The 19,466-nt window shown below is 62.0% G+C and carries 17 protein-coding genes; 7 read left to right on the top strand and 10 right to left on the bottom strand.

Translation table 11 applies throughout. The annotated features are described in order from the left end of the window. Nucleotides 1-223 precede the first annotated feature (223 nt). The gene (gene uvrC / locus ACFSC3_RS03030; RefSeq protein WP_380938625.1) at nt 224-2,140 is read right to left on the bottom strand and encodes an excinuclease ABC subunit UvrC; all 1,917 of its coding nucleotides are present in this window, start codon (nt 2,138-2,140) and stop codon (nt 224-226) included. 83 nt (nt 2,141-2,223) lie between these two features. Here uvrC and ACFSC3_RS03025 point away from each other — a divergent pair, with 83 nt between their 5' ends. From ACFSC3_RS03025 to ACFSC3_RS03005, 5 genes are all read left to right on the top strand, one after another. Then, a complete protein-coding gene (locus ACFSC3_RS03025) occupies nt 2,224-5,778 on the top strand; it encodes a hydantoinase B/oxoprolinase family protein (RefSeq protein ID WP_380938623.1) in 3,555 nt (1,184 codons plus the stop codon). Beyond that, on the top strand, nt 5,778-6,446 hold the full coding sequence (locus ACFSC3_RS03020) for a DUF969 domain-containing protein (RefSeq protein WP_380938621.1): 669 nt from the start codon (nt 5,778-5,780) through the stop codon (nt 6,444-6,446). The genes ACFSC3_RS03025 and ACFSC3_RS03020 overlap by 1 nt, the downstream gene beginning before the upstream one ends. Beyond that, nucleotides 6,443-7,348 (top strand): DUF979 domain-containing protein, encoded by a 906-nt coding sequence (locus tag ACFSC3_RS03015; RefSeq protein ID WP_380938619.1) that lies wholly within the window; start codon nt 6,443-6,445, stop codon nt 7,346-7,348. The genes ACFSC3_RS03020 and ACFSC3_RS03015 overlap by 4 nt, the downstream gene beginning before the upstream one ends. Further along, complete coding sequence (locus tag ACFSC3_RS03010; protein WP_380938618.1) at nt 7,345-8,337, top strand: DUF2891 domain-containing protein; 993 nt, start codon at nt 7,345-7,347, stop codon at nt 8,335-8,337. Before ACFSC3_RS03015 ends, ACFSC3_RS03010 begins: the two co-directional genes overlap by 4 nt. 217 nt (nt 8,338-8,554) lie before the next feature. Continuing rightward, nucleotides 8,555-9,784, top strand: a complete 1,230-nt coding sequence (locus tag ACFSC3_RS03005; protein ID WP_380939654.1) for an NAD(P)/FAD-dependent oxidoreductase — start codon at nt 8,555-8,557, stop codon at nt 9,782-9,784. 253 nt (nt 9,785-10,037) lie between these two features. Here the strand turns inward: ACFSC3_RS03005 and ACFSC3_RS03000 are convergent, their stop codons facing one another. Together ACFSC3_RS03000 and ACFSC3_RS02995 are read right to left on the bottom strand one after the other, a co-directional pair. Beyond that, nucleotides 10,038-10,457, bottom strand: coding sequence for a hypothetical protein (locus tag ACFSC3_RS03000; protein ID WP_380938616.1), 420 nt, complete (start codon nt 10,455-10,457; stop codon nt 10,038-10,040). Further along, nucleotides 10,444-10,896 (bottom strand): DNA/RNA non-specific endonuclease, encoded by a 453-nt coding sequence (locus ACFSC3_RS02995; protein ID WP_380939653.1) that lies wholly within the window; start codon nt 10,894-10,896, stop codon nt 10,444-10,446. The genes ACFSC3_RS03000 and ACFSC3_RS02995 overlap by 14 nt, the downstream gene beginning before the upstream one ends. 949 nt (nt 10,897-11,845) lie before the next feature. Here ACFSC3_RS02995 and ACFSC3_RS02990 point away from each other — a divergent pair. Then, nucleotides 11,846-12,232 carry a DUF6998 domain-containing protein gene (locus ACFSC3_RS02990; RefSeq protein WP_380938614.1) on the top strand — a complete coding sequence of 129 codons (387 nt, stop codon included), beginning with the start codon at nt 11,846-11,848 and terminating at the stop codon, nt 12,230-12,232. Between the two features lie 125 nt (nt 12,233-12,357). Here ACFSC3_RS02990 and ACFSC3_RS02985 read toward each other — a convergent pair whose 3' ends face one another. Both ACFSC3_RS02985 and ACFSC3_RS02980 read right to left on the bottom strand, forming a co-directional pair. Further along, the gene (locus ACFSC3_RS02985) at nt 12,358-13,419 is read right to left on the bottom strand and encodes a GTP pyrophosphokinase (RefSeq protein WP_380938612.1); all 1,062 of its coding nucleotides are present in this window, start codon (nt 13,417-13,419) and stop codon (nt 12,358-12,360) included. Between the two features lie 277 nt (nt 13,420-13,696). Beyond that, a complete protein-coding gene (locus tag ACFSC3_RS02980) occupies nt 13,697-14,680 on the bottom strand; it encodes a DUF4238 domain-containing protein (protein WP_380938610.1) in 984 nt (327 codons plus the stop codon). A 46-nt stretch (nt 14,681-14,726) separates the two neighbouring features. Between ACFSC3_RS02980 and ACFSC3_RS02975 the strand changes: the two genes are divergently transcribed. Beyond that, a complete protein-coding gene (locus tag ACFSC3_RS02975; RefSeq protein WP_380938608.1) occupies nt 14,727-15,425 on the top strand; it encodes a recombinase family protein in 699 nt (232 codons plus the stop codon). 3 nt (nt 15,426-15,428) lie between these two features. Here ACFSC3_RS02975 and ACFSC3_RS02970 read toward each other — a convergent pair whose 3' ends face one another. The 5 genes from ACFSC3_RS02970 to ACFSC3_RS02950 all read right to left on the bottom strand — a co-directional run bounded on the left by ACFSC3_RS02970 (nt 15,429) and on the right by ACFSC3_RS02950 (nt 19,435). Next, the gene (locus tag ACFSC3_RS02970; protein WP_380938606.1) at nt 15,429-16,019 is read right to left on the bottom strand and encodes a zinc ribbon domain-containing protein; all 591 of its coding nucleotides are present in this window, start codon (nt 16,017-16,019) and stop codon (nt 15,429-15,431) included. Between the two features lie 537 nt (nt 16,020-16,556). Next, nucleotides 16,557-16,748: a DUF6771 family protein gene (locus ACFSC3_RS02965; protein ID WP_380939652.1), complete on the bottom strand. Its 192-nt coding sequence runs from the start codon at nt 16,746-16,748 to the stop codon at nt 16,557-16,559. Between the two features lie 570 nt (nt 16,749-17,318). Further along, the gene (locus ACFSC3_RS02960) at nt 17,319-17,855 is read right to left on the bottom strand and encodes a hypothetical protein (RefSeq protein ID WP_380938604.1); all 537 of its coding nucleotides are present in this window, start codon (nt 17,853-17,855) and stop codon (nt 17,319-17,321) included. Nucleotides 17,856-17,892: 37 nt separating this feature from the next. After that, complete coding sequence (locus ACFSC3_RS02955; protein WP_380938602.1) at nt 17,893-18,435, bottom strand: Ros/MucR family transcriptional regulator; 543 nt, start codon at nt 18,433-18,435, stop codon at nt 17,893-17,895. Between the two features lie 391 nt (nt 18,436-18,826). Beyond that, nucleotides 18,827-19,435, bottom strand: coding sequence for a PEPxxWA-CTERM sorting domain-containing protein (locus tag ACFSC3_RS02950; RefSeq protein ID WP_380938600.1), 609 nt, complete (start codon nt 19,433-19,435; stop codon nt 18,827-18,829). Nucleotides 19,436-19,466 lie beyond the last annotated feature (31 nt).

Raw genomic sequence — 19,466 nt, 5'->3', positions numbered from 1 at the left:
GGCTCCCGCCTGCGCGGGAGCACTGAATGGTGCCCCCTCCCCGTTCGCCCTGAGCCTGTCGAAGGGCCGTACTGCGATACGCCCGCTACGACCTTGCGGCTCGAAGAACGGTGTTTCGACAAGCTCAGCACGAACGGGGGTTTAGGCGGTCTGAAGGGAGGTTGGGCGACACGAACGGGGTTGAGAGACGCTCGCGAATCTTGCCCAACAAACACCCCGCGCGTCAGCGCGTGTGGTAATAGTCGTACACCTGCTGCGCCACCGCCGCGCTCACGCCCGGCGCCTTCTGCAAGTCCGCCAGCGACGCGTTGCGCACCGCCCGGCCCGTGCCGAAGTGCATCAGCAACGCCTTCTTCCGCGCCGGGCCGATGCCCGGCACCTCGTCGAGCGGGCTCGCGCCGATTGCCTTCGCGCGCTTCGCCCGGTGGGCGCCGATCGCGAAGCGGTGGACCTCGTCGCGCAGGCGCTGGAGGTAGAACAGCAGCGGCGAATTGACCGGCAGCGTCAGTTCGCGGCCGTCCATCATGTGGAACACCTCGCGCCCCTCGCGGCCATGGTGCGGCCCCTTCGCCACGCCGACCAGCACCACATCCTCGATCCCCAGATCCTCCAGCACCGCCTTCGCCGCGTTCAGCTGCCCGCGCCCGCCGTCGAGCAGGACCAGGTCGGGCCATTCGCCGGAATCACGGTCGGGCGACTCTTCCAGCGCGCGGGCGAAGCGGCGGGTCAGGACTTCGCGCATCATCGCATAGTCGTCGTCGGTGCGGGCCTGCTTGATGTTGAACTTGCGATACTGGCCCTTGCGGAACCCCTCGGGCCCGGCGACGACCATCGCGCCCAGCGCGTTGGTGCCCTGGATGTGGCTGTTGTCGTAGACCTCGATGCGGTCGGGCGGCTCGGCCAGTTCGAATAGCTCGGCAAGCTCGCGGTTGAGCCGCGCCTGGGTCGTGCTTTCGGCGAGGCGGCGTTCGAGCGCCTCCTTCGCGTTGCGGCACGCCTGTTCCATCAGCCGCTTCCGGGTGCCCCGCTGCGGCACCGCGATTCCGACCTTGTAGCCCGCCGCGTCGCCCAAAGCCTGGGCGAGCAGCTCGGCCTCGGGCAGTTCGCGGTCGAGCAGGATGGCCCGCGCGGGCGGCACGTCTTCGTAGAATTGGGCGAGGAACTGGGTCAGCACCTCGTCTTCCGCGACCTCGCCGGTGTGCGCAGGGAAGAAGCTGCGGTGGCCCCAGTTCTGGCCGCCGCGGATGAAGAAGGCCTGGATGCCCATCACGCCTTCATGGCTGGCCAGCGCGAAGATGTCGGCGTCGCCCACCCCTTCGGCGTTGATGAACTGCGTCCCCTGAATGAAGGTCAGCGCGCGCAGCCGATCGCGCAGGATCGCGGCAAGCTCGAAGTCCATCGCCGCCGCCGCGGCCTCCATCTGCTTGCCGAGCTTCGCCTGGACGTCGGTCGCCTTGCCGGCGAGGAATTTCTTCGAATCCTCGACCAGATCGGCATAGCCATCCTTGTCGATCCGCCCGACGCACGGCGCCGAGCAGCGCTTGATCTGATAGAGCAGGCACGGCCGGTCACGGGTCTTGAAGAAACCGTCGGTGCAGGAGCGCAGCAGGAACAGCTTCTGCAGCGCGTTCAGCGTGTTGTTGACGCTGCCTGCACTGGCGAACGGACCATAGTAATTGCCCTTCGCCCGGCGCGCGCCGCGATGCTTCTGGATGCGCGGAAAATCGTGATCGGCGCGCAGCAAGATGAAGGGGAAGCTTTTGTCGTCGCGCAGCAGCACGTTGTACGGCGGGCGATAGCGCTTAATCAGCTGCGCTTCGAGCAGCAGCGCCTCCGCCTCGTTGTTGGTCGTGACGATGGTCATCGACCGCGTCTGCGACACCATGCGCTGGAGCCGCTTCGTCAGCCGCGCGACCTGGGTGTAGTTGGCGACGCGGTTCTTCAGCGCGCGCGCCTTGCCGACGTACAGCACTTCGCCCTTCGTATCCTGCATCCGGTAGACGCCGGGGCGGACCGGCAATGTCTGCACGACGTTGCGGATCGCCGCGACGCCGGCATCCAGGTCGGGCGTATCGCTGCCGCGGACGGTATAAGTGGCGGCTTCCTCGTTGAACCGGTTGGGGGATGTGGGATCGATCACGGATGCGACTTAGGAATCCCAGACGCATAGGGCAACGTCGATACGGCTGGTCGTCGCGGTGGATCGATGACATTCATCGCCGCATGAGCGAATGGCAGTTCTGGATCGACCGCGGGGGCACCTTTACCGACGTCGTGGCGCGGCGCCCCGATGGGACGCTGACGACGGCGAAATTGCTGTCGATCGATCCTGACCGCCGGTACGACGCGGCGGAGGCGGCGATCCGGCAGGTGACGGGCGCGGGCGATGGGCCGCTGCCCCAATGCGCGATCCGCATCGGCACGACGATCGCGACCAATGCGCTGCTGGAGCGGCAGGGTGAGCCGGTGCTGCTGGCGATCACGCGTGGGTTCGGCGATGCGCTGACGATCGGTTATCAGGACCGGCCGGACATTTTCGCGCGGGCCATCCGCCGGGCGGCACCGCTGTTCGCGGACGTGGTCGAGATCGACGAGCGGGTGACGGAGGATGGCACCGTGCTGCGCCCCCTCGACCGCGAGGCGGCGGCGGCGGCGTTCGGACGCGCCTATGCGGCGGGACTGCGTGCGGTGGCGATCGTGCTGGTGCACGGGTGGAAGCATCCGGCGCATGAGGCGGCGCTGGCCGATCTCGCCGCCGCCGCCGGCTTCACGCAGATTTCGGTCAGCCATCGCACTGCGCCGCTGATCCGGCTGGTCGCACGCGGGGACACGACGCTGGCGGATGCGTATCTGTCGCCGGTCCTCGGGCGCTATGTCGACGGCTTGCAGGCGTCGCTGGGCGACGGCCTGTTGTTCATGCAGTCGAGCGGCGGGCTGGTCGCGGGCGAGCGGTTCGGCGGCAAGGACGCGCTGTTGTCGGGGCCGGCCGGCGGGATCGTCGGCATGGCGCGGACCGCGGCTGCGGCCGGGTTCGACCGGGTGATCGGTTTCGACATGGGAGGCACGTCGACCGATGTGTCGCTCTATGCCGGGGCCTATGACCGGCGGTCGGATGCGGTGCTGGCGGGCGTGCGCGTCGCGGTGCCGATGATGCGGATCGACACGGTCGCGGCGGGGGGCGGATCGATCTGTCACTTCGACGGCGGGCGGTTGCTGGTCGGGCCGGCATCGGCGGGGGCCGATCCGGGGCCGACCTGCTATCGCCGGGGCGGGCCGCTGACCGTAACCGACTGCAATCTGGTGCTCGGCAAGTTGCAGCCCGAACATTTCCCCGCGCTGTTCGGACCCGGACGCGATCAGCCGCTCGACCGGGCGGCCTCGGTCGCGGCGCTCGATACGCTGCTCGACGAGGTCGAAGCGGCGACCGGCGAGCGATTGGCGCGGGAAGCGGCGGCGGAGGGGCTGGTCGGGATCGCGGTCGCCAACATGGCGCGGGCGATCCGTGCGGTGTCGGTCGCGCGCGGCGAAGATCCGGCGGCCTATGCGCTCGCCTGTTTCGGCGGGGCGGGCGGGCAGCACGCCTGCCTGGTCGCCGATGCGCTGGGGATGGGCCAGGTGCTGATCCATCCGCTGGCGGGCGTGCTGTCGGCGGTCGGGATCGGTCTCGCGGAACGCAGCGTGGTGCGCGAGGCGACGGTCGCCTTGCCGCTGGCCGATGCCGCCCTGACCGAGGCGCTGGCCGCGCTGGAGGCGGAGGCCGCGGCGGCGCTGGCGGCTCAGGGCGTGACCACGCGCCGGACGACCGTGCTGGTGCAGATCCGTTATGCACGCAACGACCAGACGATCGCGGTCGACTGGGATACGCCCGAAGCGATGGCAGCGGCGTTCGCGGCGGCGCACCGCCAACGGTTCGGCTTCGTCGGCGACGACGGACTGGTGGTCGAGCAATTGCGGGTCGAGGCGAGCGCGGGCGACGGGGCACAGGCCCTTCCCGCCCCCGCCCTGCCCGACGTATCCGCCGATCCGGTCGGGCAGGCCGAGATGTATCTTGCCGGTGCGCCCCGCACTGCGCCGGTACATCGACGCGGCGGGCTGGCGGTAGGCGCGATCGTCGCCGGGCCGGCGCTGATCATCGATCCCGTCTCGACGGTAGTAGTTGAGCCGGGCTGGCGGGCGCGGGTTCTGACGGACGGCACGCTGCTGCTCGACCGGAGCGAGGCGCGCGCGGAGGCCGCCGCGGACGGCGCGGTCGACCCGATCCGGCTGGAGATTTTCGCCGGCCTGTTCATGGGCATCGCCGAGGAAATGGGCGCCGCGCTCCAGCGCAGTGCCGCGTCGGTGAACATCCGCGAACGGCTCGATTTCTCCTGTGCGTTGTTCGATGGCGATGGCGCACTGGTCGCCAATGCGCCGCACATCCCGGTGCATCTGGGGTCGATGGGCGAAAGCATCCGCACCGTCATCGCCGCGCGCGCCGGCACGATGCGCGAGGGGCAGGTCTATGCGCTGAACGATCCCTATCGCGGCGGCACGCACCTGCCCGACATCACCGTCATCATGCCGGTCTTCGCCGGCGGCGACGCGCCCGCCTGGTTCGTCGCGGCGCGTGGGCATCATGCCGATGTCGGCGGGACGACGCCCGGATCGATGCCGCCCGACAGCCGCACGCTGGCGGAGGAGGGCGTGGTGTTCGACGATGTGACGATCGTCGACGGCGGGGTGTTGCAGGAAGCCGCGATCCGCGACCTGCTGGCGAACGGCCCGTATCCAGCGCGGAACATCGACCAGAATATCGCCGACCTGGCCGCGCAGGTCGCCGCCTGCGCACGCGGGGCGGACGGCCTGCGCCAGCTCGCCCGCCAGCAGGCGGCGGCGGTCGTCACCCGCTACATGGCGCATGTCCAGTCCCATGCCGAGCGGGTCGCGCGGCGGATGATCGCAGGGCTGTCGGACGGGCAGTTCCGCTATGCGCTCGACGATGGTGCCGTCGTCGAGGTGCGCGTGACCGTCGACCGCGCGGGCGGCACGGCGACGATCGACTTCACCGGTACCAGCGAACAGCGGCCGAGCAACTTCAACGCGCCGCTAGCCGTCACCCGCGCGGCGGTGCTCTATGTCCTGCGGTTGCTGGTCGACGACGCGGTGCCGCTGAACGAAGGCTTCCTGCGTCCGGTGACGATCATCGTGCCGGAGGGGTCGATGCTCAACCCGCGCGCCCCGGCCGCGGTCGTTGCGGGCAATGTCGAGGTCAGCCAGGTCGTCACCGACGCGCTGCTCGGTGCGCTCGGCGCGATGGCGGCGAGCCAGGGGACGATGAACAACCTGACCTTCGGCGACGAGGCCTATCAATATTACGAGACGATCGCCGGCGGCGCGGGCGCCGGGCCGGGCCATGCCGGCGCCGACGCGATCCAGACGCACATGACCAACAGCCGGCTGACCGATCCGGAAGTGCTGGAGACGCGCTATCCGGTGCTGGTCGAACGGTTCGCGATCCGCCGCGGATCGGGCGGCGCCGGGCGATGGCGCGGCGGCGACGGGACGGTGCGCCGACTGCGCTTCCTCGCGCCCTTGCGCGCCGGCATCCTGAGCAACCGCCGGGTCGTGCCGCCGTTCGGGCTGGCCGGCGGCGCGGACGGGCGGGTCGGCGTCAATCGCGTCGAGCGCGCGGACGGATCGATCGAGCCGCTCGCGTCGACCGCGCGGATCGACATGGCGGCCGGGGACGTGCTGGTGATCGAGACGCCGGGCGGCGGCGGATATGGGGAGGTTGGCTGATGCTGGTCCTGGCAGGCATCGTCGTCATCGCAGGCGGCTTTCTGCTGCGGTTCAACCCGTTGCTGGTCATCCTGGTGTCGGCCCTCGTGACCGGACTGGCGGCGGGGCTCGATCCGGTGCGGGTACTCGCCACCTTCGGCCATGCGTTCAACGAGACCCGCTACGTCACCGCCATCTACATGGTGCTGCCGGTGATCGGCCTGCTGGAGCGGCGGGGCCTGCAGGCGCGAGCACGCTCGCTGGTCGCGGGACTGCGCGGTGCGACCGCGGGGCGATTGCTGATCGGCTATCTGCTGTTCCGCCAGATCACCGCGGCGCTGGGCCTGACCTCGGTCGGCGGGCCGGCGCAGACCGTTCGCCCGCTGGTCGCGCCGATGGCGGAGGCCGCGGCAGAACGCCAGCGCGGGGGCGCCAGCGACGAGGCCGAGCGGGTGAAGGCGCTGGCGGCCGGCACCGACAATATCGGGCTGTTCTTCGGCGAAGACATCTTCATCGCGATCGGATCGATCCTGCTGATGAAGGGGGTGCTGGAGGGGTACGGCATCGTGCTGGAGCCGTTCCAGCTCGCGGTCTGGGCGATTCCGACCGCGATCGCCGCGTTCCTGATCCACGGCGTCCGCCTGATGCTGCTCGACCGGCGGCTGGCGCGGAAGGGGCGCGGCGCATGATCGGGCTGAACCTGGTCTATGCCGTCGCGGGGCTGACCTTCGCCGCCTTCGCCGCGCTGTCGTTGCGCGACCGGCGCTGGGCGAACGGTGCCTTCCACGCCCTCATCGCGCTGTCGTTCCTGGCCGGCGACCGGCTGGGCGACGTCGCCAACGGCGTGCTGGTGCTGGCGCTGGTCGGCATCGCGGCGTCGGGGCGGATGCGGCGCGCGGTCGCGACCGAGCCGGCCGAGGATCGTCATGGCGCGAAGGTGTTCGTCCCCGCGCTGGTCATTCCGGCCGCGGCGCTCACCGGCACATTGCTCTTCAAGCAGATGCCCGGCATCGTCGATCCGAAGCAGGCGACGTTGGTCGCGCTGACCGGCGGGACGCTGATCGCGCTCGTGCTGACCCGGCTGATGCTCCAGGCCCGCCCGACCGAGCCCTTCGCGGCCGGGCGTGGCCTGATCGACGACATCGGCTGGGTGGCGGTGATGCCGCAGATGCTGGCGAGCCTCGGCGCGGTGTTCGCGCTGGCGGGGGTGGGCGACGTCGTCGGACGCCTGATCGGCGAGGTCATTCCCGCCGGCAGCATCATCGGCGCGGTGCTGGCCTATGCGTTGGGCATGGCGCTGTTCACGATCGTTATGGGCAACGCCTTTGCCGCCTTCCCGGTGATGGCGGCGGCGGTCGGCGTGCCGCTGCTGATCAGGCAGGCAGGCGGCGACCCGGCGATCGTCGCCGCGGTCGGCATGCTGGCGGGCTTCTGCGGGACGCTGATGACGCCGATGGCGGCGAACTTCAATCTGCTGCCCGCGGTGTTGCTCGACCTGAAGGACAAATATGGCGTCATCCGCGCGCAAGTGCCGACCGCCCTCCCCCTGCTCGCGTTCAACATCGTGCTGCTCTACGCGATGATCGCATGACCGGGATCGACCGCAGCACCGCAGAACAATTCGCCACGCTGACGCTCGGCCATGTCGGGCGCGAATATCCGAATGTTCTGCTGCATGTGCTGAACGGACCGGAGGATGTGCGGTCGCCCGCCGAACTCCATCCGATCTTCTACGGCAGCCTTGACTGGCACAGCTGCGTGCATGGCTGGTGGCAGCTGCTCCGGCTGATCCGCCGCTTCCCCGACCTGAGCGTCGCCGGGGACGTGCGCGCGCGGGCCGACGCGCTGTTTACCGCCGACAAGGTCGCGCGGGAGGTCGCCTATTTCACCGCACCCAACCGCGGGTCGTTCGAGCGGCCCTATGGCTGGGCCTGGGCGCTGGCGCTGCATGAGGAGGCGTGTCGGCACGATGCCGCCTGGGGCGCGGCGCTGGAGCCCCTGGCGACGACGCTGGCGGCGCGGTTCTGCGATTTCCTGCCGCGGCTGACCTATCCGCTAAGGGTTGGCACGCATTTCAACATCGCGTTCGCGCTGACGCTGGCGTGGGACTGGGCGGAGACGCGCGACCAGCCCCTGCGCCGCGCGATCGCGCGGGCCGCGGTCGGATGGTTCGCGAACGACCGCGACTGCCCGGCGTGGGAGCCGGGTGGCGACGAATTCCTGTCGCCCGCCCTCTGCGAAGCGCTGCTGATGAGCCGCGTGTTCGACGCCGCGACGTTCCGCGACTGGTTCGACGCGTTCCTGCCGCGCGTCGCATCGGGCGAGCCGGCCACCCTGTTCCGTCCCGCCGTCGTGTCGGATCGTAGCGACGGCAAGATCGCGCACCTCGACGGACTGAACCTCAGCCGCGCCTGGTGCTGGCGCGCGATCGCCGCGGCGCTCGGGGCCGATCACCCGGTCGCCGCGCGGGCGGCAGCGGCGGCGGACGAGCACCTCGCCGCCAGCCTGCCGCATCTGGGCGACGACTATATGGGCGAGCATTGGCTGGCGACCTTCGCCCTGCTCGCCCTCGATACCTAGGGCCGGTTTCGATCAGCCTCTCCCACCATTTCTTCCAAGCGCAATCTTAGCACCCGGCGGTGGGCGGCCCTTCGACGTCGCCCCGGGCGAACGGCGGTGAAGGACCTGCAGACAACGCCCGGATTGGACGCCCGACCGGTCCTTGATTACGGACTGCGGCACGCAGGCAAGGCGGCTCGGTAAAGTGACACCGCCCACGCGAACGAGAGGGAAGGCGATTTTGCAGAGGTTCGATGTTCTGATCGTCGGCGCCGGCCACGGCGGGGCGCAGACCGCCATCACGTTGCGGCAGAAAGGCTTCGCCGGTTCGATCGCGATCGTCGGCGAGGAACCGGAACTCCCCTATGAACGCCCCCCGCTGTCCAAGGAATATCTGGCGGGCGACAAGAGCTTCGAGCGCATCCAGATCCGCCCGGCGGCATTCTGGGCCGAACGCGACGTCCGCATGTTGACCGGCAAGCGGGTGATCGCCGTCGACCCGCTCGCGCACACGGTCGCCGTCGAGGGCGGCGAGACGATCGGTTACGGCACGCTCGTCTGGGCTGCGGGCGGTCATGCGCGGCGCCTGCCCTGCCCCGGTGGCGACGGCGGCGACATCCATGCGATGCGCACGCGCTTCGATGCCGATGCGGTGATGGCCAAGCTCGACCGGGTCGAGCGCGTCGCCGTGGTCGGCGGCGGCTATATCGGGCTGGAGGCTGCCGCCGTCCTGACCAAGCTGGGCAAGCAGGTGACCCTGTTCGAGGCGCTTCCGCGCGTGCTGGCGCGGGTGGCGGGTGAGCGCCTGTCCCGCTTCTTCGAGGCCGAGCATGTCGCGCACGGCGTCGATCTGCGGCTCGATGCGCAGGTCCAGGCCTTCGAACATGTCGACGGCCGGCTGGCGGGCGTGCGAATGGCGGACGGCGAAGTCGTCGCGGCGCAGATGGCGATCGTCGGCATCGGCATCATTCCCGCCGTCGAGCCGCTGATCGCGGCGGGCGCGGCCGGTGCGAACGGCGTCGATGTCGACGCTCAGTGCCGGACGAGCCTGCCCGACATATTCGCGATCGGCGACTGCGCCGCGCACCATAACCGCTTCGCCGATGGCGCGCGGGTTCGGCTCGAATCCGTCCAGAACGCCAGCGACCAGGCCGCGATCGCCGCGCGGACGATATTGGGCGAGACGGTGTCCTATGACGCCACGCCGTGGTTCTGGTCGAACCAATATGACCTGCGCCTGCAGACCGTGGGCCTGTCGAGCGGACACGACAAGGCGATCGAACGAGGTGACCCGGCCTCGCGCAGCTTTTCGATCGTCTATCTCAAAGCCGGGCGCGTCATCGCGCTCGATTGCGTCAATTCGGTCAAGGATTTCGTGCAGGGCCGAAAGCTCGTCGAAACCGGTTTGCAGGTCGATCCGGACCGACTGGCGGATGTATCGACACCGCTCAAGGCGCTTGCGGTTTAGGTTCTGTCGACAGTCAGCCCATGCCGCAGTTACGGCTCAATCTCCGCAATCGCAGTCCGAGCCGGCAGGTGACGGCCTCTGTGCCGCCAACTCACCCTGAAACCAAGCCTCGTTTCTAGGCCAGTCCTATCATCTCGTGAAAATCCGCGCTTTTGAGCGATTTCCTCAGAGTGGTGCCCCACAGGGAACAAAACTGGGCACTCAAATCATTGAAGAATTTCGATCTCGCGCCAAACGCCCAACAGGATGTGACCTACAAGCCATAGCTCTGAAGTTCGTCGTCCGTGGGTAAGGGTGGGTAGACGATCGGCTTCTCTCCGAAATGTCGCCGCAGCGCACGCTCGCAGCGCTCGATCACGTTTTCCTGCGGATCGATTTCGTCCGGGTAAAAATAGGCCACTTCGAATTGGCCGTCGCGAAGCACGTATTCCAGTTCCGACCATCGGTCCTGACCGTCCTGCGCCTCCCACAATTCGAGGAGTGCGTAGGGAAGGCGTTCGTTCACCGGCCACCGAAAAAGGAGCTGATTGCCAAGCTCCTTGAAGATCGACTCTCCGATCATGTTGTAATTGAGTTGGGCGTAGAGCAGCGTAGGTTCTGAAGGATATTCGCCATCCTCCATCAGCAATCCGCCGATCTCCTTCAGCAGACGTTCCGATTCAGTTTCCGCCACGGCGCTTCTCCGATCGTTCGTTGGGAAATTTCACGCTCTTTCTTTCCCCATCGACTGTCCACCACACATTGATCGTCGATGGCCGCACAGAACCGCCGCTGAATTGTGGAACGATCTTCACCGTAACCACCCGTCCGGCACGCTTGTCCCGCGCCCACTCATCCTCGAGCAGGCGATAACCGCCCCGATTGAAGTTGGCATCCTGCGCGAAATGGTTGAACGCCTCGGTCGGACCGTTGAAGCGCGCCGCGATGTAATGGCCACCGTCGTCGCTCGTGCGGCGCTCTGCTCCACCAGCGTGTCGCTGTGACGTACGAGACCGCGATGGGGCATCGGCAACCGTCAACGTGCCGGATACTCTCCGTGTCCGCTCTCGCGCGTCTATCTGATACGTATAGCCGTTGCGAACGACCGTACGGAATTGCTCGCTTTGTGCGATTGCAGGTCGTGGCGATGCCGTGTTCGTCGCGCCGTAACGATCCGAAAACCCGATGGCAGTCGCCGAACCGCGTGAAACCGGCCGACGTGTCGCCTCGGGGGGTCCCCACGTGCCGGATGCTCCCGCCCCACCAAAGCTACCACCGCCACCTCCCGTGAACCCACCACCGGTCCATGTGCCTCGAGCGGACGGCTGCGAAGGTGCCGGCCGCTTGCTCGGAGAAGCAGTCTGCATCGAGCTTTTTGAAGTCGTGTGATTTGCCGAATTCTGCGATCTCGGTTGCAATGGTCGAGCCGGCCGATCCCCTGATCCGGTCGCACCCCCACCCCCGCCCTTCCCGCCGCCACCGCCGGAAAAACCACCGCCGCCCCACTGATCGTAATGCCGCCCAGCACCGGCGAAGGTGAACCGTCCGGTTTCAGTGTCATGCCACGGATTGAATTTAAGCTCTATCCCATCAGCACTTCTGACCGATGGCAGCCTACCGCTCCGCAGCCACACCGAGAAGGCGCGTCGCCGTTCGTCGTCTGAAATGTCGATCATGCTGCTGCCCCGCTATCCACGCGGCAAGAACATCTGAGCAACATTCTCCAACATGTCAAGTGGGAGCCCCCCGGGGGAGGGAGTAGCTCGGCACCTGGGATGGTGCCCCGTTTTGTCCGCTACGAGGCTCGCTTTCACGAGTATGGTGCCCCTGGCCGCACCCGAATCCTATCGCCAACATGTTGTAACATAGTCTGACTTTTCGAAGCGGATATCGCTTGGCCACCGTCGTGGCCCCCAAAATAATCTGACCGCCGGTAGAAAGTTTCGCTTCACGATGAAGAGTGCCGCCATCGATATTCATGGCTTTCCCTGCGCTTTCCCGAACCGATGACCCGCGAATTACACGCGACGGCAGACGGGCCACGGCGGTTGCGGACGCACTAATCGATGGCATAGTCGCAGTATGAGGATCGTACTCCCCGAACCCGTCGCAGGTATCTACGCCGCTGTAGAAGAGCTCAAAGCCATGTACCCCGGCATGCCCTTCACCCCGGACGGGCATATGGACGCTTCGATAGGCGAACTGGTCGCGGCCGAAGCGCTCGGTATTACCTTAAACCCGCCATCAAAGGCGATCCACGACGCCTACGATGCCGCTGGCGACGTGCAGATTAAGGTGACGGCGGACAGTCTGTTTCGATCTACTCCTGCTTTGACCGTTGTCGTCCTCAGTGTGGTGAGTCCGGCAGAAGCAAAGGTCGTTTACGATGGTTCCGGCCAACCAGCTTGGGACCGGGCAGGTAAGATGCAGAAGAACGGTCAGCGGCAGCTTAGCCTCTTCGCTTTGTAAAGCTTTGGACCGGCCTGAGCCTGGCGGTGTAAAGCTGATTAAATGTGACTAGGTTCTGCATAACATAAGCCTATCGCGCTACTAGCTATACAAATTGTTTCGAAGAATTGTCTATTGCAATTGTATCAGTCATTATCGTAGTCATCATCTTCACCGTCATCTACCATAATATCTCTTACGGCTTCCATTCCGAATTCCTCCCTTAATATTTGCCTCATTAGTCCGGTGCCATTTAAGAATTTTCCAAGACTTAGCAACTTTGAGCTTGTGAAATCATGAAGATCCTTATCATCGTATAGCGACTTATCGACCTCTAGCGACCTTTCTAGATTTTCGGCGATTATTTTCTTCAATTCTCCTACAGTCTTTACGCCCAGCCGTCCTAGTTCAGTAGCAACAACGTCGTGTCTGTCACTTCGCACCTGATTTTCCTTCGGAAGCGATAATTGCATAACTTTTCTTACAACATCGACGTTTAGAGGTAGGCTATCAGGCAGGTTTATATTAATATCGGCCTCGTACGTTTCTCTTTGATCCATAACCCGGTCAAATTCCAAATCAATCAATTCCAAGATCGCAGACGACCGGTTTATCGCCCGTTGTAATTCCGACGGGACTGCATCCTGAACCTTATATTGAAGCTTGTGTGACACAGCCGCCCACATATGTTGAGCGATTGTCCTCACCTGGATTTCGACCTTAAAATTTGCTAGGTTTTTCAAACTAGGTATCTTCATCCACCCCTCGGGAAGATGAACTACATAGTGATTAGATTGATAACCAAACGAATTATCCGACAATCGGCGGCCCGTATCTTCGAATTCTATCACATCAAATGTCGATTTGATAAATTCATCAAATTTTGTTATATCGCGTTTAAATAAGAGAACAACTCTTATACCAACAAAATCATGGAATTGGTCTACGTTTATAAGATCAAGGTTTTTCCGTGTTGATTTCTCTATGATCAAGTCGAAATCTTTAACTCTTCCTGAGACAGGAAAGCCTATAGCTATATCGGCCTCGGCAATAAAAGTTTCCATTTGCAATTTAATGAAGTTAATCAGCGCTTCGCCAAGTGACGCTTTTGCATCGTATTCTTGTCGCATATCACCTGCGCCAACGGGGGGGGCTTTGCTTAAGCCTCGCTCCGAAGCTTTTTTCGGCGTTTGCGGCTTGCCTGTCATATTACGCTCTCCAATCACGCTTGAAGCTTCCACAATTCACCGGCGATCGCGACTCCTAAATCGGCCGGTTCGAATGGAAAACGCCAGCCTAACGAAAATCCAGGTCGGGCGCTTTGTGATGGTGGGCGGGCTAGAGGCAAGGTGTGCACCAACACCGTTTTATTGTCGCCGTGGACGAAGCAAAGCTTTACGCCGTCGCCGCAATGCCCCCCCCCATTCACCTACCGCACTGACGAACCCCAGCCGCGTCAGCAGCAAATGGACGCCCTAGGTAATCTCACCGCCGAACTTTGACTTCAAAGTCGTTCGCTGCCTTCATACCAATTCGCATCCGGGGCCGGCTGTTGGAAAATTCGTGCGCTAGCGTAGCGATGCGGTCATCCTTACAATTTGCAAATAAAAACTCTTCGGCATTAGCCGCGCGCATGCGGTTAAGCTGTTCTAAGGTACGCCATCCGATAGCATGATCGCCCCCTTCACTGGTATGACCGCCTATCAGAAGCATCTTCGTCGCAGACAGCGGCAACGTTATCTCCGCGCGACCATTCATAAACCCGCCGTCACCATAAATAGCATGCGCGGTGTTGGCTGGCACCCAACGATAAACGGGATTGTCGCAGGTAATGAAGTATCCGTCCAAGGCTGTAACTACGTTCCAAGTCCGCTCGAATAGAATCGGAGTCAGTTCGTCAGCAATGGCGATAGCGCGCAGACCGAGCTTCTCGCTGACCCCGATGCTGTATCGGGATGGGTCATTGATAAACTTCATTACGGCGGCCCGATCTTCCACCGCACAGCCCGTTTCACGCTCCAATTCATTCATAAGCTGATTGAAGCTCGCCGGATTTTGAGCACGCACCCTAAGCTCTAGTACCTCCATACGAGCAATGCTTTCGGCATAGGCCCTGATGAGCGCTGGAGAACGAGAATAGCAAGTCGCAACGAACGCGGCGAAGTCTGCGCGATCCTGGCCATCGGGTATCTCGCCGGCAAGCAAGCGCTCATAGACCGGTGCTGCCTTGCTTTCGATACCGCCCAGAAGTGTGTCTAGATCGTCGACGTAATCCCCATTTCCGGCACGCACTGAGTAGAAATTCTTCTTAAAACCCGTTTCCTCCACCCGAGAGGGACGCACTGTGCCCCGGCTTTTACTGTAGGTCCAAATCATATTTTTTGGGGAATCGCCCCGAAAGTGCCGAAGGTGCATCTGTGGCACGTAGTGCTGGTCTTTTGTGCGCTTCACCTGCCCGTTGATTCTCATAGTCAACAAATAGCACTACGGGGGCGCGACAGCCAATCGCACAGCCATGTCCAAAACGGTCGATTCCGATACACACGCCTATGCTGTATCGAAATTAGGACTCGACGGCATTAGTTTACAACGGCACTATCGAGCTACCGATTCGATACAGAGAGCCGACCAGATGAGCCGAATTTTCGCATACTGTCGCGTCAGCACGACCGATCAGACCACCGACAACCAAGTGCGCGAAATTGAAACTGCTGGCTTCGCGATCGATCCCAAGCGCATCGTCGTCGAAACCGTGTCGGGTTCTGTTGCCGCTATCGAGCGCAATGGCTTCGCGAGGCTTCTGAATCGGTTGGAAGCGTCAGACGTACTCATCGTCACGAAGCTCGACAGGCTCGGGCGAAACGCGATGGACGTGCGTGGGACCGTAGAGCGACTAGCTGCCGAGGGTGTCCGCGTTCACTGCTTAGCGCTTGGCGGTGTCGATCTGACCAGCGCTGCCGGCAAAATGACGATGGGCGTCATTGCAGCCGTTGCCGAGTTTGAACGCGACCTATTGATAGAGCGCACTCAGGCAGGGTTGCAGCGCGCTAAGGCGGAAGGGAAGCGCCTAGGCCGTCCACAGACCCTTACCGGCGATCAACAACAGGCGATTGTAGCCGCTCGAAAGGAAGGCGTGTCGCTTGGCGTGCTGGCTAAACGGCATGGTGTGTCGCGGGCGGCTATCCAACGGGTTGAGCGCCGCGCTGTGGCTTAGGGTTTATCCCTTAGGCTGTAACCCCAAGAAGCACTCCCCTTCCTTGTTCTGCCACGACGCAAATTCGTTGATCGCTTGCATTTCAGCCACGGAATCGCGTCCTTCTGCTCGGCGCTGATTCAGAGTACGAAACGTCGGCTCTTCGGGAGCGATACCGCCGACTCCGGTTAGTTCGTTGTAATAGAACTTCGAAAAACCTACATATCCTCCCATTCGATTCTTGCCGTTAACCTCGCCGGTTACGCAGTTTTCGGTAGTCTTCATATTTCTGAATTGCGCCGAACTCGGATCAACAAATCCCCGCAGAATGTACTCTTTGCCCTTTTCCTCAAGGGCCAGATATTCTCGCGGCGTTGCGTTTGGATCACGCTGGGTAGCGATCATAAAAGCGGCAGCCGTCCCTAGGATAGCTAGGACAGCCAACACGGTCTTTACGATCTGACGTGTAGTAAGCTCTTCTGTATTATCTGCCCGCGCTAACGGCTGTGTGTAGACAGTCGCCTCAAACCGCTTTCCGCAATGTTTGCAAACTTTAGCCGCTGCCTTAACCGTTTCGGCGCAATCAGGACAAACCTTGGTATCAGTATCGGTCATCACGCCCCCAGATTGTGTTAGGGGCGTCCCGGCGAAAAGCCGGGTGTGGTTACCAAGCGCTAGGGCAAGGCCCGTCGCTTTTGGGACGAGTCCTTGGACAGCACGACGGCACCCGGCCGAAACCTGTTCGACCGGACCTAGCATCGGTGGGGTAACCAGCCCCACGTCCCGGATTTTGCCAGAACGCGGGGCTACGATGATGCAGAGACGAAGCGGGATCAACCCCGATAGCGATCCTAATCCCGCAACCGCTTTATCAACCGCGCCCATCCCGCCTCATCACGCGGAAACCTTGACGGGGCGGTAGGTCGCGCAAACGAGGGTCGAAGATGGTTTGGCCTTCCCCCGCAGCGCGAACACCGTAGCCGCTTTCCTATGCGCGCCAGATGCATATCGAACCTATGCGCCATGAACCACCTAGCGGTCTTATGGCTGTCAATTACGGACGTGTTCCCGCACGCACAGCCAACCTCTAAGTTCGCGCCTTTGCCGGTGATATCGAGCAAGGTTTCCAGCTTCGCGTTCGCGCCCATCGTGTCACAGCGACAGGCTTAGCTGTCTGGGGTCATATGGCGGCTGGTCGCGGTCGAGTTGATTGATAATCGAGACGGCCAATGCCCGTGCGGCCTTCTCCCTCAATCGCCGGTCGGGAACGGTTATGCCTAGCCTTTGCCACGCGGGCGCATTCAAAACGGCACTGGCGAGCGGATCGGGGGCTAAGGCTTGCATCCCGCCTTGGAACATAACGTGAACATGATTCGCAAGCGGCTTGTGGCGGCCTGATTGTCGAACGATTCAACCGCGATTCGTCGTGGCATCAATGTTCAAAAGTTAGGCAAGCCTTTGGCTTATAACGGCAAATTATTTTCCTGACGCGAATCCGTGAGTCAATCGCGTATATTTTAATTTTCTGACGTGTAGCCCTCTTGATCCCGAGTCAAAAATCGGATGCATAGTCCGCAGGACTTCGGCTCTAGCTCGGTCACCATCGTCGAGCGCTGTAACTCTCTTCCCGTCTGTAATCGGGTTCAGAATTTTAGCGCGAGAAGGCGATATGTTGGGTCTACCTAATCCGAATGAAGGCGAGGACAAGCTCGTCGAGAGCTTCAATAAACGCGGGCGCTATCGAGAAGCCCTCTTAGCTATGCTGATCCGCCGAATTGGACCGATTACGGCTTTTGCTGCACTTGTTCATTCGTGGTGGTTGTACACAAAGTAGGGCCAGCGCCGGTTAGGGGCGGAAGCCTCGGTTATGGTCGATACCTTGAACGCGATGGGAACGGCGAGGGTTGTAAGTGATTAACTGCCCGCACTCATAGCGTCCGACCAAATAGGTCTTTCGAGATTTTCACCGTTTAGAATTTTTCGCACTAGATCAAGCCGAGCCGCCAGGAACTCGACGATAAGGTCACGCTCTTCTTCGGTCGCCTCGCGATCCACGATGCGCTCGGAAGCATCATCAAAAACTAGCTTTGTCCCTATTAACGTCGCGTTCAATGCGATTAAATTTCGAGCTAGAGAGCGACTACCTTGGTCATCCAATTCATAAATTGGAAATCTCGCTATTTCATCTATCACGGCGCCAATGGCGAGCGCCCCTCCACGCAACGTTAAAGAAACGGGTAGAAAATTAGGCGTTGTACGATGATAACTCTCTAAAATTTCGTAGCCGTTCATTAGCAATCGGCCACCAGCCTTTTTAAGCTGCCTCTTACGATGCCAAATTGGCATAAATGCAGTGAGATAGGTGACGATTAGCGCAACCATCGCACCAATGAACTGCGCCCAACCAGAAAGCCCGTTGTGAAGCTCTAACCATGCAATTATTTTTTCCATGCGGCTCCCATTCTATCGCTGGTCGCTAGCTTCGTCATTACTCGCCTTTTTCGCCCAGATGCGCCTTAGCAGCAGCACGCGCTTCCGCGACGGACTTACCCCGCTTCGTGCCAACCTTGCTCTCTACGGCGCCCCCAGTGCCTTCTACGGGCTGCTTTGCACCCACCTTCTGACCGGGCTTCCGGCCAAGCCCAAGCGTCTTCGCCATAGCCTTACGCGCGTCCGAATAGGCCGGCGCGACCATTGGATATGAAGGCTTAAGCCCGAACCGTTCGCGGTACTCGTCCGGCGTCAATCCGTGACGCGACAGGTGCCGCTTCAACGTCTTATAATTTTTCCCGTCGATCATCGACACAATGAAGTCAGGGTTAGCCAGCGACTTTCGCGCCGACACCGCCGGTTCATAGGTCCGCGCGCCAGTTTCTATAGCTGGCAGTGCGGGCGATGCTAACTCGCCTACCGCCTTATTCATCGAAGCGAGGAACGTCTTTACGTCCTCAGCGCCCGCTCGCGTCGATGGGTTAGATAGCCAAGCGACGGTAAGCTCGGTAGCGAGTTCAGCGTTAATCGTGTTGGACATAGCAACCTCCGTTTTACCGACAGGTACGCATAGCGGGCACAACCACGCAACGGCCCGCCTTTGAAACGCCGCTATATTCTATCGAACGACGCGGTGATGGGCTGGCTTTCCGCTGACCGGTCTAAACGCTTAACAAGTTCGCGCCAGTTAGGGAACGTGTTAGCATCAGTAGCGATAAAACCCCGGAACAGTCGCTAGCCGGTGACGCCACGCAAACCCTTGCTGTATCATTATGCCCAAATCTTCGATTTGAAGGGCGTAGGGCGCCAATGGTGAAAATTTAGCTACGCGCCTAGCCTAATTGGAAAACAGCACTGTACGGACTTCCTAGGGCAAAACAAAAGCCGCCAGTCTCTCGACTGACGGCTCTCTGCATTATCTGCGCGGACGCTTAGGCAAAGTTGACGGTGGCAACCTGCTTCACGCGGCGAAGCGACCAGCCAATGAACCCGAAGCCAATAAGCATCATAGCCCACGTCGTAGGCTCTGGGACGGCACTTGCAGCATTAAATGTAAAATTATCGATTGCTATATGGCCTAGGCCATCCGAATTATTCGGCGATACCCACGTAAAGCTAGTAATTGGGGCAAAACTAAAATTCCTGAGCGTCGGTCCAGAACTCACTACATTGAACGTTTCACTAAATACTTGGGTAGAGCCGTTAAACCCAGCCACAGTGACCGCACGATCCGACCAAGCCGCAGTAAAGTACGCACTGTTCAAGGTGAATGCAGAGGCGGAAGAGATCGACGCCAAACTTGCGTTACCGTTAAACATAACGTTCGGCGAGGAAACGACGCCAGCGGAGTAACCAGCGCCCTGAGAAGACCCTTTAACAATGCCAACATTGGTCATCGTAAAACCCTGATAACTGGCCACAGGGAAAACGTAAGAGTTCGTGTTTACATCATCGAAAGTGAGGACTTCTGCCTGAGCGGGCGCTGCAACTGTCACAAAAAATGCACAAGCGGCGATCGTCGTGATCCGTGTGAAATTCATATTCCCCCCTTTACGCGGCCCCTTCCGCGCA

The sequence above is a fragment of the Sphingomonas floccifaciens genome (assembly GCF_042681125.1).
Classification (GTDB): Bacteria; Pseudomonadota; Alphaproteobacteria; order Sphingomonadales; family Sphingomonadaceae; genus Sphingomonas; species Sphingomonas floccifaciens.
This window is presented reverse-complemented; position numbering and strand designations above follow the sequence as displayed.